General features: G+C 63.0%; 12 protein-coding genes and 2 pseudogenes. 12 read left to right on the forward strand and 2 right to left on the reverse strand.

Annotated elements, in window-relative coordinates; genetic code table 11:
* Positions 1-12 precede the first annotated feature (12 nt).
* The 12 genes and pseudogenes from BDD18_RS11960 to BDD18_RS12020 all read left to right on the forward strand — a co-directional run.
* Positions 13-732, forward strand: a complete 720-nt coding sequence (locus BDD18_RS11960) for a DUF4126 domain-containing protein (RefSeq protein WP_142083399.1) — start codon at positions 13-15, stop codon at positions 730-732.
* 115 nt (positions 733-847) lie between these two features.
* The gene (locus BDD18_RS22505; RefSeq protein WP_244939076.1) at positions 848-2,971 is read left to right on the forward strand and encodes an acetyl/propionyl/methylcrotonyl-CoA carboxylase subunit alpha; all 2,124 of its coding nucleotides are present in this window, start codon (positions 848-850) and stop codon (positions 2,969-2,971) included.
* Positions 2,972-3,008: 37 nt separating this feature from the next.
* Positions 3,009-3,929: a 2-hydroxyacid dehydrogenase gene (locus BDD18_RS11975; protein WP_066786770.1), complete on the forward strand. Its 921-nt coding sequence runs from the start codon at positions 3,009-3,011 to the stop codon at positions 3,927-3,929.
* A gap of 32 nt (positions 3,930-3,961) precedes the next feature.
* Complete coding sequence (locus BDD18_RS11980) at positions 3,962-4,876, forward strand: hydroxymethylglutaryl-CoA lyase (RefSeq protein ID WP_142083400.1); 915 nt, start codon at positions 3,962-3,964, stop codon at positions 4,874-4,876.
* A 32-nt stretch (positions 4,877-4,908) separates the two neighbouring features.
* A complete protein-coding gene (locus BDD18_RS11985; protein WP_142083402.1) occupies positions 4,909-5,439 on the forward strand; it encodes a YbaK/EbsC family protein in 531 nt (176 codons plus the stop codon).
* The gene (locus BDD18_RS11990) at positions 5,436-5,699 is read left to right on the forward strand and encodes a DUF1289 domain-containing protein (protein WP_066786778.1); all 264 of its coding nucleotides are present in this window, start codon (positions 5,436-5,438) and stop codon (positions 5,697-5,699) included. The genes BDD18_RS11985 and BDD18_RS11990 overlap by 4 nt, the downstream gene beginning before the upstream one ends.
* A 49-nt stretch (positions 5,700-5,748) precedes the next feature.
* Positions 5,749-6,408: a 2-hydroxychromene-2-carboxylate isomerase gene (locus tag BDD18_RS11995; protein WP_142083404.1), complete on the forward strand. Its 660-nt coding sequence runs from the start codon at positions 5,749-5,751 to the stop codon at positions 6,406-6,408.
* Between the two features lie 185 nt (positions 6,409-6,593).
* Positions 6,594-8,411 carry a DUF294 nucleotidyltransferase-like domain-containing protein gene (locus tag BDD18_RS12000; RefSeq protein ID WP_142083406.1) on the forward strand — a complete coding sequence of 606 codons (1,818 nt, stop codon included), beginning with the start codon at positions 6,594-6,596 and terminating at the stop codon, positions 8,409-8,411.
* 48 nt (positions 8,412-8,459) lie between these two features.
* Entirely contained in the window at positions 8,460-9,392 is a 933-nt protein-coding gene (locus BDD18_RS12005) for an IS5-like element ISAav2 family transposase (protein ID WP_142083407.1), read from the forward strand.
* Between the two features lie 170 nt (positions 9,393-9,562).
* Positions 9,563-10,162 (forward strand): annotated as a pseudogene (locus BDD18_RS12010) (porin); the annotation flags it as partial.
* Positions 10,163-10,259: 97 nt separating this feature from the next.
* Positions 10,260-11,309: an IS110 family RNA-guided transposase gene (locus BDD18_RS12015; protein WP_125958942.1), complete on the forward strand. Its 1,050-nt coding sequence runs from the start codon at positions 10,260-10,262 to the stop codon at positions 11,307-11,309.
* 272 nt (positions 11,310-11,581) lie between these two features.
* Positions 11,582-11,953: pseudogene (locus BDD18_RS12020) on the forward strand (porin); the annotation flags it as partial.
* Between the two features lie 594 nt (positions 11,954-12,547).
* On the opposite strand, the gene BDD18_RS12025 reads toward BDD18_RS12020, so the two are convergent.
* Together BDD18_RS12025 and BDD18_RS12030 are read right to left on the reverse strand one after the other, a co-directional pair.
* Entirely contained in the window at positions 12,548-14,281 is a 1,734-nt protein-coding gene (locus BDD18_RS12025; RefSeq protein ID WP_066694662.1) for a cation acetate symporter, read from the reverse strand.
* The gene (locus BDD18_RS12030; protein ID WP_066694664.1) at positions 14,278-14,586 is read right to left on the reverse strand and encodes a DUF485 domain-containing protein; all 309 of its coding nucleotides are present in this window, start codon (positions 14,584-14,586) and stop codon (positions 14,278-14,280) included. Before BDD18_RS12030 ends, BDD18_RS12025 begins: the two co-directional genes overlap by 4 nt.
* Positions 14,587-14,711 lie beyond the last annotated feature (125 nt).

Below are 14,711 nucleotides of genomic sequence, written 5' to 3' on the forward strand. Positions count from 1 at the left end.
AGGCACGCCACCATGGACCAACTCTGGCTCCACATCGTGCAGTGGCTCCACACCGTGGGGCTGCATATCGACGGCGGCACCGCGCGTGCCGTAGGAGATGCGGCGGCCAATGCCACCGCGCAGCTCGACATGCCCAGCCTGCTGGCGCTGGCTGCAGCCCTGGGCTGGGCCAGCGGGTTTCGGCTGTATGCCGTGGTGTTCCTCGTGGGAATGATGGGCGTGCTGGGCTGGATGCCCCTGCCACCAGGTCTTGCTGTGCTGCAAAGCCCTCTGGTGCTGATGGTGAGTGGCGCACTGCTGGTGGTGGAATTCTTCGCCGACAAGGTGCCCTGGGTGGACAGCGCCTGGGATGCCGCGCACGCCTTCATCCGCGTGCCCGCAGGGGCGGCGCTGGCCTACGGCGTGTTTGGCGCTGACAACGCTGCGATGGCTGTGGTGGCGGGGTTGCTGGGCGGCTCGCTCTCGGCCACCGCGCTGGCCACCAAGATGACCACCCGCGCCGCCGTGAACACCTCGCCCGAGCCGTTTTCCAACTGGGGGCTGTCGTTCTTTGAGGATGGCCTGGTGGTGGCGGTGGTATGGCTGGCTACGCAGTACCCGGTGGCGTTTGGTGTGGCGCTGGTGGTGATGGTGATCGTGTCGGTACTGCTGCTGGTGGTGCTGTTCAAGTTTTTGCGCGCCGTGGTGCGGCGCTTGTCTTCTTTCTTTTCTGGTTCTGCCAAGGTGGCTTAAATGTTCAAAAAGATTCTGATTGCAAACCGCGGTGAAAACGGTTGCTCAGCAACCGTTTCGACAAATCGTATGGCACGCGTAGCGTGCGCAGGCGATCTCGCCGCAGGAGGGCGCAATGTTTAAAAAGATCCTGATCGCTAACCGCGGCGAGATCGCCTGCCGTGTCGCAGCGACTGCCAAGCGCCTGGGTGTGAAGACCGTCGCCGTGTATTCCGATGCCGACGCACAGGCCAAACACGTGGCCGTGTGCGACGAAGCCGTGCACATTGGCGGTAGCGCACCCAAGGAGAGCTACCTGCGCTGGGAGCGCATCATCGACGCGGCCAAGGCCACAGGCGCGCAGGCCATCCACCCCGGCTACGGCTTTCTGAGCGAGAACGAAGACTTTGCCAAGGCCTGTGCCGACGCGGGCCTGGTCTTCATCGGCCCGCCTGCCAGCGCCATCAATGCCATGGGGCTCAAGGCCGAGTCCAAGCGCCTGATGGAGCAAGCCCAGGTGCCCCTGGTGCCCGGCTACCACGGTGCGGACCAGGACCCCGCGCTGCTGCAGCGCGAGGCCGATCGCATTGGCTACCCCGTGCTCATCAAGGCCAGCGCTGGGGGCGGTGGCAAAGGCATGCGTGCGGTGGATAAGAGCGAAGACTTTGCCGCAGCACTCGAATCGTGCAAGCGCGAGGCCATCAACAGCTTTGGCGACGACGCAGTGCTGGTTGAAAAGTACGTGCAGCGCCCTCGCCATATCGAGATCCAGGTGTTTGGCGACACGCACGGCAACTGTGTGTACCTGTTCGAGCGCGATTGCTCGGTGCAGCGCCGCCACCAGAAGGTGCTGGAAGAAGCCCCCGCCCCCGGCATGACGCCGGAGCTGCGCGCCCGCATGGGCGAGGCTGCCGTGGCCGCAGCACGGGCGGTGAACTACGTGGGCGCAGGCACGGTGGAGTTCATCGTCGAGCAGCCCGGCGGCTATGGGCTGGAAGGTGCAGATGAAGGTTTCGCCGCCGGGCCGCCCCAAGGCGTGGACTTGGGGTTTTGCCAAACGCGGCCCCCTCGGGGGGCAGGGAGCGACACGCAGTGCGCGACCGTGGGGGCCAGGTTCTACTTCATGGAGATGAACACCCGCCTGCAGGTGGAGCACCCCGTGACCGAAGCCATCACCGGCCTGGACCTGGTGGAGTGGCAATTGCGCGTGGCCTCGGGCGAGCCCTTGCCGCTCAAGCAGGAAGACCTGCGCATTCACGGCCATGCCATCGAGGCGCGCATTTGTGCCGAGAACCCTGACAACAATTTCCTGCCCGCCACCGGCGCGCTGAATGTGTATGCGCTGCCCGAGTGCGTGACCTTCGAGAGGGGCGCGGTCCGCGTGGATTCCGGCGTGCGCCAGGGCGATGCGATCAGCCCCTTCTATGACTCCATGGTGGCCAAGCTCATCGTGCACGGCGACACGCGCGAGCAAGCTCTGGCGCGGCTGGATGAAGCCCTGGCGCAGACCCACATCGTGGGCCTGGCGACCAACGTGCAGTTCCTGCGCCGCGTGGCCCGCACCGATTCGTTTGCCCAGGCCAAGCTCGACACTGCCCTCATCCAGCGCGAGCAGGCCGTGCTGTTCCACCAGGAACCCGTGGGCCTTCCGCTGGCTGCTGCGGCGGCTGTGGCCCAAACGCTGCTGAACGAGCGAGCCAGCGAAGGCGTGGACCCGTTCAGCCGCCGCGACGGTTTCCACACGCACGGAGTGGTGCAACGCCGTTTTGAATTTGAGTTTGCAGGCGAGCACGTCAAGGCATCGCTGACTTACGAGCGCGGCGGCAGCTTGACCCTGTCGGTAGGCAGTGGCGAGGCCATGGTGACCAGCCCCCTGGTGTTCGAGCAGCGGGCGAGCGGCATCGAACTGCAATTTGCCGGCCAGCGCACCCGCGCCGCCGTCTACCCGCAGGGCGAGGTAGACCATGTGTTCACCCCGCTGGGTGCCACGCAGATCACGTCCATCGACCTGCTGGCCCACTCGGGCGAGACTGCGGCCGAGGGCGGGCGCCTCACAGCCCCCATGCCGGGCAAGGTGGTGTCGTTTGCGGTGAAGGCAGGCGATGCCGTCACCAAGGGCCAACCGCTTGCCGTGATGGAGGCCATGAAGATGGAGCACACCATTGCCGCCCCCGCCGATGGCGTGGTGCAGGAACTGCTCTACGCGCCCGGCGACCAGGTGACCGAAGGGGCCGAGCTGCTCAAGCTTTCCGCTGCGTGACAGCACGCAGCGGCTGGGCGCTGTACGCTCGGCAGCCATGAAAATCACCTTTTGCTGTACCGACACCAAGGCCGAGCCCTGGTTGCAGGGCCTGGCGGCCGCTTTGCCCGATGCAGAGATTTCTGTGTGGCAGCCGGGCGCGCCACAGGCCGACTACGCCGTGGTCTGGGCCCCGCCCCAGCAGTTCATGGACGAGCAGGCAGGCCTCAAAGCCCTGTTCAACATCGGTGCGGGTGTGGATGCGCTGCTCAAGCTGCGCCTGCCACCCCAGGCGCTGGTGGTGCGGCTGGACGACGCGGGCATGGCCGTGCAGATGGCCGAATATGTGTGCCACGCGGTCATCCGCCACTTTCGCGAGTTCGATGGCTATGAAGCTGACATGGCGGCAGGCCGCTGGGGCTACCGCAAGCCGCGCCTGCGCGGCGACTTTCCCATCGGCGTGATGGGCCTGGGTGTGCTGGGCGAGCGTGTGGCCAAGGCGTTGGCGCAGTTTGACTTTCCCATCAACGGCTGGAGCCGCACCCCCAAGGCCATAGCCGGCGTGCGCGCTTTCACGGGGGCCGAGCAGTTCAACGACTTTCTGGCCGCGAGCCGGGTGCTGGTCAACCTGCTGCCGCTCACGCCTGAAACGGCCAATGTGATGAACCAGGACACGCTGGGCCGCCTGCAGCCGGGCGCCTATGTCATCAACGTGGCGCGTGGCGCGCACCTGGTGGAAGAAGACTTGCTGGCCTTGATCGACAGCGGCCATGTGGCGGGCGCCACGCTCGACGTGTTCCGCACCGAGCCGCTGCCTGCGGGCCATGCGTTCTGGAACCACCCCCGCATCACCATCACCCCGCACACCTCGGCGCGCACGCTGCGCGACGAAAGCATCGCCCAGATCGCCCGCAAGATGGCGGCGCTGGAGCGCGGCGAGGCGGTGGCGGGCATCGTCAACCCCGCACGCGGCTACTGATTGCGCGTGTTTTCCATTTGTTGAGGCCTTTCATGACTTCCTCCATCCCCTCTCGCGTACGCCTCATCGACGTGGGCCCCCGCGATGGCCTGCAGAACGAGAAAACCCCCGTGCCCGCCGCCGTCAAGGTAGAGCTGGTGCACCGCCTGCAGCAGGCGGGGCTGAAAGAGATCGAGGTCACCAGCTACGTGTCGCCCAAATGGGTGCCGCAGATGGGCGACAACCACGAGGTGATGGGCGGCATCGCGCGCCAGCCGGGCGTGGCGTATTCGGTACTCACGCCCAACCTCAAGGGCTTTGAGGCGGCGGTGCTCGACAAGCCCGACGAGATCGTGGTGTTCGGCTCGGCCAGTGAGGCCTTCAGCCAGCGCAACATCAACTGCAGCATTGCCGAGAGCATTGAGCGCTTTGCGCCCGTGGTGCAGGCCGCGCTGGCCGCGGGCATCCGCGTGCGCGGGGCCATGAGCTGCACCGTGGGCTGCCCGTACGAAGGCGACATTGCCCCCGAGCGCGTGGCGTACCTGGCGGGCCTGCTCAAGGGCATTGGCGTACAGCGGGTGGATGTGGCCGACACCATTGGCGTGGGCACGCCGCGCAAGGTGCAACGCGCCATCGAGGCGACCTTGCAGCACTTTGGGGTGGATGAAGTCTCGGGCCATTTCCACGACACCTACGGCCAGGCGCTGTCCAACACGCTGGCCGCGCTGGAGATGGGCGTGTGGAACTACCAGTCGTCCGTGGCAGGCCTGGGCGGCTGCCCTTATGCCAAGGGTGCCACCGGCAACGTGGCGACGGAAGACGTGGCCTACATGCTGCACGGCATGGGCATTGATACCGGCATTGACCTGGACCGGTTGATTGACGCTGGCGCTTACATTAGCGGCTTTCTCGATCGCAAGCCCAACTCCCGAGTGGCCAACGCACTGCTGACCAAGCGTGCAGGCTGAGTGCGGGGCGCGGGCAAAAAGGATGGATGTGTATGTGTGGAAGTGAACTGACCGCGCTGCCCGATGGTGTGCAGCGCGTGGCGGCAGCCTTGCAGGAAAAGGGGCATCCGCATGCGCCCCGCATGCTCGACAACTCCGCCCGCACCGCGCAGGAAGCGGCAGACGCCCTGGGCATTGCCGTGGGGCAAATTGCCAAGAGCATCATCTTCCGGCGCAAGAGCGATGACGTGGCCGTGCTCGTGGTCACCTCGGGCGACCGGCGGGTGGACGAGAAAAAGGTCGAGGCGCATGTGGGCGGCAAGATCGGCCGTGCCGATGCCGACTTTGTGAAAAGCCGCACGGGCTTCTCGATTGGCGGCGTTTCGCCCGTGGCCCACGCCACACCGCCCGTGACGCTGATCGACCAGGACCTGCTGCGCTTTGACGTGGTGTGGGCCGCCGCCGGGCACCCCAACGGCGTGTTCCCGCTGCACCCCAGCGACTTGCAGCGCTTGACGGGTGCGCCCGTGGTGGATGTGGTGCAGGCCAGCGCCCCCCAGGCCAATGGAGCAGGTGCCGTATGACTGCTACTGAACCGATAGCAGCTCGCGCCCGTTTGATGAGCGAAGCGGGCTATTTTGATGAAAACTCTGACGAGGTGGTGCCTTCGCCCTGCATCTCGGTGTGCCGCATGACGGAAGACCGCAGCCGCTGCGAGGGGTGCTTTCGCACCATCGATGAAATCCGCGCCTGGGCGGCCGCCGACAGCACGCAGCGCCGCGCCATCTGGGTGCAGTTGCTACAGCGTGCCGGGGCCGATGTGCCCGAACCCCTGGCCCGCTGATTCCCTTTGTTTGTTGCACGCAGCCCTTGGCAGCGCAGGAGCCCAGCCCATGAAGCACATCACGTTTTATCTGGACTTTGTTTCGCCCTACGCCTGGCTGGCGTATGAGCGACTGCCCGATGCGCTGGAGGGGCTGAGCTACAGCGTTTCCTACAAACCGGTGCTGCTGGGCGCGTTGCTGCAACAGCACGCCAACCCCGGGCCTGCTGGAATTGCCCCCAAGCGCGACTGGACCTACCGCCACGTCACCTGGCTGGGCCACGCGCAGGGCACGCCGCTGCAGATGCCGGCACGCCACCCGTTCAACCCGCTGCCCCTGCTGCGCCAGGCGCTGGCTTGCAGTGACGATGGCTGCATCAACCGCTTTGTGGCTGGTGCACTGCTGCGCCACGTGTGGCAGGGCGGGCACGACGCGCTGGACGCCGAGCGCTTGCGCGTGCTGGCCGAGCAACTGAGTGAGCAGGTGCGCCCCGGGCAGGACATGCACAGCGATGGTCCCAAAGCCCTGCTGCGCGCCAACACCGAAGCCGCCCAGGCCGCCGGGGTGTTTGGCGTGCCTGCCTTTGAGGTGGACGGCAAGCTGTTCTGGGGGCTCGATGGCTTGCCCATGCTGCGCGCGTATCTGGCGGGCGATGCCTGGTTCGACGGCCCGCAGTGGGATGCGGTGGCGCAGGTGCCATCAGGGTTGGCGTCAGCCGCCAAGGGTTAATTTGCTATTGATTTGATAGCTGGTGGCGCTTTCTAATCAAGCGCTGGAGGCTGATTTTATTTAAATCAGTTTGCGGTGCGGAGTGGGCCAAGCCATGGCTTGAAACCGCGCTGTTGCAAGCCCCCTGCAAGCGCGCAGTGGTGGAATGAGAGCATCCGGACTCGTTCCGATGGAGGCCGCTGCGCATGCCCAACGCATTCCCGTTTTCGTTGTCACCGTTCGACTGCCTGGACCCGGACGAGCGGCGCCAGGTGCGCGGCAGCGTGGACATTGCCTACTTCCCGCAGCAGGCCGTGATCCTGGAGCCCGGCGCCACGCCGTCGCACCTGTTCGTCATTGTCAAAGGCTACGTGCAGCAGATGGACGAGGGCGAGGTGGTGGCCACTTTGGGGCCTGACGATTGCTTTGACGGGCGCAGCCTGGTGGCCGGGCGCGTCAGCAGTCGGTTTGTGGCGGCGCAAGAAGTGGTGGCCTACCAGCTGGCGCGGCAGACGGTGATTGAGCTCATTGCCAGCAACGCCACCTTTGGCGCGCTGCTGTTTGCCGACCTGGGCCACAAGCTCAGCGTGCTGGCAGAGCGCCAGCAGCCACGCGAGCTGCCGTCGCTGAGCCTCTCGCGCGTGGGCGAAGCTTTCTTGCGCCCGGTGCACAGCGTCGATGCAGCGACTGACATCCTGAGCGTGGTGCGGCTGATGCGCGAACAGCGCACCTCCAGCGTGGTGGTGCTGGACGCGGTGAGCGGGCGCAAGGGCATTTTCAGCCGCACCTTGCTGCAGCAGGCCATTCTGGACGGGCGGCCCCTGCAGACCATGCCGGTGGGCGACTGGGCGCGCTACCCGCTGATCGAAATCCGCTCGACCGAGCTGCTGGGCGACGCCATGGCCACCATGCTGCGCCACCGTATCCACCGCCTGGTGGTGGAAGAGGGCGGCCAGATGCTGGGCGTGCTGGAGGCGCTGGATTTGCTCAGCTACCTCTCCAACCAGTCGCACATCGTGACCTTGCAGATCGAGCAGGCGCGTGACCTGGACAGTCTCGCCTCTGCCGCAGCGCAGATCACCAAGGTGATCGCATTGCTGTTTCGCAGTGGCTCGCGGGTGGAGCTGATTGCGCGGCTCGTGCAACAGCTCAACGCCCGCCTGTTTGAGCGGGCCTGGCAGCTCATTGCACCGCCCGACCTGGTGGCCAACAGCTGCCTGTTCGTGATGGGCAGTGAAGGCCGGGGCGAGCAACTGCTCAAGACCGACCAGGACAATGGTCTCATCCTGCGCGACGGCTACGAACCGCCCGCTGATCTGCCTGCCATCTGCGAACGCTTTTCGGCGGCGCTGGGTGTGTTCGGCTACCCGCCATGCCCCGGCGGCATCATGCTCAGCAACCCGGCCTGGCGGCGCACCGCGCAAGACTTTGCTGCCACGCTGCTCGAGTGGGTGTGGCAGCCGGGCGGGGACAACCTCATGCACCTGGCGATCTTCATGGACGCCCACGCGGTGGCCGGCGATGCGGCGCTGCTCGCCCAGGTCAGCGACAGCCTGCACCAGCTGGCGACCGACAACGACGCGCTGCTCGGGCGCTTCGCCGCCGCCATCGATGCGTTCGAGGCCCATGCGGGTTGGCTCAGCAAGCTGTTTTCGCTGGGCGAAACGCCGCCACCGCTGCACCTGAAAAAGGCGGGCCTTTTCCCGCTGGTGCATGGCGTGCGCAGCCTGGCGCTGGCGCACCAGGTCCGGGCCACGTCCACCGCTGCACGTGTGCAGGCGCTGGTCGGCCTGGGGGCACTGTCGCTGGGCGAAGGCGAGGATTTGGCCGAGGCGCTGCACGTGTTCATGGCGCTCAAGCTGAAGGCGGGCCTGGCCGAGCAGGAACAGTCGCGGCCGGTGAGCGGCACCGTGGTGGTGCAGCAGCTCAGCAGCCTCGACAGGGATCTGCTCAAGGACGCGTTGGGTGTGGTCAAGCGCTTTCAGCAACTGCTGCGCACTCGTTTTCATCTGGGGGCCTTGTGATGGGCGTTGTTGCACAAATGCCGGTCGCAGCTGAGGTAGGCTCGGGAGATGAGAGAGACGAGCTGGGGTCGGGTTAAGTACCTCACAACGAACTGGAAGGCTTACAACGCAGCGTTGAAGGCGCGAGGTGAGCTGACCATTTGGCTCGATAGGGATATGCAGTGGCTAGCTCAGCCCACGGGCAAGCGTGGTCGTTGCCAAAAATTCTCAGATGCGGCCATTCAGTTTTGCCTGACCATCAAGTGCTTGTTTGGCCAGCCCTTGCGCCAGACACTGGGCCTGGTTGAGTCGCTATTGGGTATGGCAGGCCTGGATTGGCCAGTGCCCGACTACAGCACGGTGTGTCGCAGGCAAAAGAGCTTGGATGTGCAGGTGCGCTACCGTGCAAGTGACAAAGGCTTGCACATGCTGGCCGACTCCACGGGCATCAAGTTCTTGGGCGAAGGTGAGTGGAAAACCAAAAAGCACGGCGCACAGCGGCGCCGCCAGTGGCGCAAGGTGCATCTGGGTATTGATGCCCAGACACTGCAGATTCGGGCCATCGCAGTAACAACCAATGAAGTGGGCGACTCGCCCATGGCAGCAGACCTGCTAGGTCAAATTCCAAGCAATGAAGAGATAGCTAGCTTTACCGGTGATGGGGCGTACGACACGCAGGATGTACATAAGGCGTGCTACCTGCGGGGAGCCATTCCAATCATCCCGCCGCGCAAAGGAGCGAAGCTGCGCAAAGGGCTGGCATTTGCTCACCGCAATGAAGCGGTCAAGGCGTGTAGGCAGTTGGGGCGGGCTATCTGGAAACGCTGGAGCGGCTACCACCGAAGGTCACTGGTGGAGACCAAGATGAATTGCTTCAAGCGCCTGGGCGAGAAGGTCATGGCCAGGACGTTTGAGCGCCAGGTGACCGAGCTGCACATCCGAGCTTCAATCCTCAATCAATTTACCGATCTGGGTACGCCCCAGACGGTCGCTGCTGCGTAAATCTTTTTGGGATTGGGGATGCCTTGGCCTATGGCCGATTTATGCAACAAAGCCCCGGAGCGGCGCAACACCTAAAATTTGTGTAGTTGTAGTGACAGCTTTTGCTGGCGACCCCAGTGAAGCTGCAATGCCACTCCTCCTGATGGACTAAAAGCAAACAAGGAACCCTCATGCAAAAGACGAATCGTTTGGCACTGGCTGTGCTGGCTCGCCTGGGCAGCACCGCTGCTTTCGCTCAAAGCAGCGTGACCCTGTATGGTCGCGTGAACACCACCGTGGAACGCCAAGAAGTGGGCAACGTCAAGACGACTGGCCTGTTCAACAACTCCTCGCGTTTCGGCTTCAAGGGCACGGAAGACCTGGGTGGCGGCCTGAAGGCTGGCTTCCAGCTGGAAAGTGGTTTTGAATCTGACACCGGTGCCTCTTCCGGCGCTTTCTTCGGTCGCCAAAGCGAAGTGAACCTGTCCGGCGGCTTCGGTACTGTCCGTTTGGGCAATTTCATTGCTGAGTCCTACTACGCCACTACTGACTACGTCAGCATGCACAACCACGACACTGGCTCTTCGATTGACGCCCTGTACGCTGGCGTGATGCGTGATGTCAATAAGATTGGCTATCGCACTCCTACCTTCGGTGGTCTGACTATCGACGCAGCTGTGTCTTTGCACGAAGCTCCTACAGGTACCAGCGGCAAGAACGCTTTCGACTTGGCTGCTAACTACAACCTGGGCGCTCTGGCTCTGGGTGCTGGCTACTCCAAGCAAGGCGACGTGAACCAATGGGATGGACGCCCCCACCCTAAACGGCATCGAAAGTGCCACAGTGGAGATGTCAGTTTTTCCACCTCAACGAGCAGGAGCGTCCACCATGAAGATTACAACCATTGGCATCGATTTGGCCAAGAATGTGTTCCAGGTCCACGGCGTGGATGAGCACGGCAAAGCCGTGTTCAACAAGCCGCTCAAGCGCGAACAGATGGCTGCCTTCTTCGTGAACCTGCCGCCCTGCCTGATTGGCATGGAAGCCTGCGGCAGCGCCCACCACTGGGCGCGCAAGCTTCAGGGCATGGGCCACACCGTGCGCCTGATGGCACCCCAGTTCGTCAAGCCCTACGTCAAGACCAACAAGAACGATGCAGCCGATTCGGCTGCCATCTGCGAAGCCGTCACCCGCCCGAGCATGCGCTTCGTACCGATCAAGAACGTGGAGCAGCAAGGCGTGCTGGCCCTGCACCGGGTGCGCCAGGGCTTTGTCAAGGCCCGCACTGCACAGGCCAACCAGATCCGGGGCCTGCTGGCCGAGTTTGGGGTGATCGTTCCCCAAGGCATAGGCCACATTACCCAACGGGTGCCAATGCTCATTGAGGATGCAGCCAACGAGTTGCCCGGCGTGTTTAGACTGTTGATACAACGTCTGCTCGAGCACCTCAAGGAGCTTGACTGCCAGGTGCAGGAGCTGGAGGCACAAATCGTGGCCTGGCACCGCCAAAGCGACTTGAGTCGCAAACTCGGGCAGATCCCCGGCATTGGCCCCATCACGGCCTGCGCATTGGTGGCATCTCTGGGGGATGCAAAGAACTTCAAGGATGGCAGGCAGGTGGCAGCCTGGCTAGGGCTGGTGCCACGCCAACACTCCAGCGGGGGCAAACAAAACCTGCTGGGTATCAGCAAACGGGGCGACACGTATTTGCGCACCTTGCTGATTCACGGAGCGCGCTCGGTGATCTATCACGCCCAGAAAAAAGACCAGCACCAAGGCCAGGGCAGCGCGCAGTGTGGCTGGCTCAATGGTGTGCTGCAGCGGCGCAACAAGAACGTAGCGGCGGTGGCGCTGGCCAACAAGAATGCCCGCATCGTGTGGGCGTTGCTCGCGCATGACAGGAGCTACGAGCCGGGCTACGTACGAGAGTCGGTCTGAGCAACTAGCGCCGGCACGACAAGAACGAGGAGCGGGAGAAAACCAACCGATTGCTCAAGCAATCATGAAGTGATGGCAAGACAGGTCAGACCGTGGTGGATGAAATCCGATAAGAACGTGGCACTTGGAGTGCGTTGAACCGATAGGACCTCCACCAGCGATTCCCATCAGGGACCGTGGCTCGCGCCACAACAAGTCCGGATATACGGGTGCAATCTTTACCTTCTTGGCAGCAGTGAGTGAGGGCTTGGCTTATTCGGGGCGTCCATATACAGTTCGCAGCCCGCGCTCTGTACACCTTCGGTGCTTTCACCGTTGGCGGCTACGTGCAACGTGACGAAGGCGCTTTTGTTGCTAACGGCGGCAAGCGCAACACCTTCCGTCTGGCTGGTGCTTACAACCTGGGCGCTTCTGAGTTCCACGTGAACGTGGGCCGTGCAGGTGAGTACAAGAACATCAACGACAGTGATGCTACCCAGTACACTGTTGGCTACAACTACAACCTGAGCAAGCGCACCAAAGTGTACGGTTACTACACTCGTATCAACAATAGCAGCGAAGGCACTTATGGCCTGGGGCGTAGTCCGGTTGGTCGAGGCGTTGACTCTAACTCCCTCGCAGTTGGTATCCGCCACAATTTCTAATTGGGCTTCAATGCTGGCAGCTGAGGCTGCCGGTCTTGGTCTGATAACAGAGCCTTGCATCCTTTGGGATGTGAGGCTTTTTGCTTTGGTGCCTGGCAACGGATGTAGTAGGCAAGACGGAGCGCAGGAGGTGCTGTTTCGCTCCACTCCACCCACCTGCTGCACTGTTTACCGTGTTCTGCCGAGGTTCTCGGGGGGGGCGTGGATGTGCAGATTGAGCATACGTTTTGGTGAGTTTCGACAAGGCCATCTCCTACCGGAGCATCTACATCTGATTCAGCTGTCTCTGAAGGTGCCCGAGCTGTTAGGAACTGGAGGTGCCTGCAGACTTTTGCCAAAGGCTTTGGCGGTCGCGGCCACCCCCGCAGGGTGCCTGGTGTGCACGCCAAGTCATCGTCGGCAGGCAGGCTTCAGAAGGAATTAGAGAGATGAGGGGGCGTGCTTGGTGGGGATTGTGTGCTATTCCCCTGTAGCCCCCTGCGCGTTGGCAGAGGGCCTGGACGGACTGTTGCCGCCCTTGATGAACGAGTTTTGATGGAGCTACGGCGGCACAGCACTTGCTGCGCCGCCAGGTTGGGTCATCCGTTTAATCGGTCAGTGCCCCGAGGCACCGGCCGCACCCAGACCGGTTTCCGAACGCACTTGCTGCGCCGGGAAGGCTGCACGCTCACGTTGCGCGTTCGCGCTGCGGTCTAGCAAGGAGAAGATCCAGATGCCTGCAAAGCCGATGGCCATGGAGAACAGCGCTGGGGAGGTGTACGGGAACAGTGCGCTGCCTTTGGGGTTGCCCAGAACGGCTTCCCACACCGAGGGAGATACCACCGTGAGGCCCACCGACGACACCAGGCCCATGAAGCCGCCGATCACGGCGCCCTTGGTGGTGCAGTCCTTCCACAAAACGCTCATGAACAGCACCGGGAAGTTGGCAGAAGCCGCAATCGCAAAGGCCAGCGACACCATGAAGGCAATGTTCTGCTTCTCGAACACAATGCCCAACACCACGGCCACCACGCCCAGCGTCAATGTAGTGATGCGCGATACGCGCAGTTCTGCGGCGCTGTCAGCCTTGCCCTTCTTGAACACGGTGGCGTACAGGTCGTGCGACACGGCCGATGCGCCCGACAGCGTCAGGCCTGCCACCACCGCCAGAATGGTGGCGAAAGCCACGGCCGAGATAAAACCGTAGAACACGTCGCCACCCACGGACTTGGCCACCAGCACGGCAGCCATATTGGCTGTGCCTGCACCGCCCTTGATGACACCCGTCACGGTGTCAGAGAACTCGGGGTTTGTGAGCACCAGGGTGATGGCGCCGAAACCGATGATGAAGATCAGCACGTAGAAGTAGCCGATCCAGGTGGTGGCCCAGAACACGCTCTTGCGGGCTTCCTTCGCGTCGGGCACGGTGAAGAAGCGCATCAGGATGTGGGGCAGGCCGGCGGTACCGAACATCAAGGCCATGCCGAAGCTGATGGCGGAGATGGGGTCTTTGATGAAGCCACCGGGGCCCATGATGGCCAAGCCGATCTTGGCGGCTTCTTCAGCGGGCTTGCCAGAGTTGGCAGCAATGGATGTCTTCACAGCCACGCCTTTGGCAAACAATGCTTCGGGGCTGAAGCCGAACTGCGCCATCACCATGAAGGCCATGAAGGTCACGCCCGCCAGCAGCAGGCAGGCTTTGATGATTTGCACCCAGGTGGTGGCGGTCATGCCGCCGAAAAGCACATACACCATCATCAAGCCGCCCACCAGTACCACGGCGATCCAGTAGTCCAGGCCGAACAGCAGTTTGATGAGTTGGCCCGCGCCCACCATCTGGGCGATCAGGTAGAACGCCACCACCACCAGCGTGCCACTGGCGGCAAAGGCGCGGATGGGCGTTTGCTGAAAGCGATAGCCTGCCACGTCGGCAAACGTGAACTTGCCCAGGTTGCGCAGCCGCTCGGCCATCAAAAAGGTGATGACAGGCCAGCCCACCAGGAAGCCGATGGAGTAGATGAGGCCGTCATAGCCGCTGGCCATCACGGCGGCGGAAATGCCCAGGAAGGATGCGGCAGACATGTAGTCGCCTGCAATCGCCAGACCATTTTGAAAACCGGTGATACCACCACCGCCGGTATAGAAGTCAGCGGCAGACCGCGTTTTGGCGGCGGCCCATTTGGTGATCCACAGCGTGCCGGCCACGAACAGGCCAAACATGACAATTGCAGTCCAGTTGGTGGATTGCTTGGCGGCTTCGCCCACGTCGCCGCCCGCAGCGTGCGCCAGCGTACCCAGGCTCAGGGCGGCCAGAACGGCCGCTATAGAAGTGATGTTGCGCGTTTTCATCGGGCGGCGTCCTTGAGAATGGCTTGGGTCAGTGCGTCATAGCGTCCATTGGCGCGGCGCACATAGATGCCTGTGATGACGATCGTGAACACGATGACGCCGAACCCCAGTGGCACGCCCAGGGTGGTCACGCCGTTGCCGATGGGCTGCGCCAGAAACGGCTTATTGAACGCGATCAGCGCGATGTACCCGTAGTAGACGAAGAGCATCAACACGGTGAGCAGCCAGCCAAAACGGTTGCGCTCACGCTTGAGTTCCAGGTACTTTGGGTGGCTTTGAATTCTTTCTGCCACGGGGTCGGTCATGGTTATCTCCAGAGGTTTCAGGATCGTCTGCAGAGCCGTTTGGAAGCCTCTGCATGTTGGAGAGGATTCTGAAAACGGGGACTGACCAGCCACTTACGCACGCATTGGGTTTGACTAGGGGTTTG

Source organism: Acidovorax temperans, from assembly GCF_006716905.1.
Classification (GTDB): domain Bacteria; phylum Pseudomonadota; class Gammaproteobacteria; order Burkholderiales; family Burkholderiaceae_C; genus Acidovorax; species Acidovorax temperans.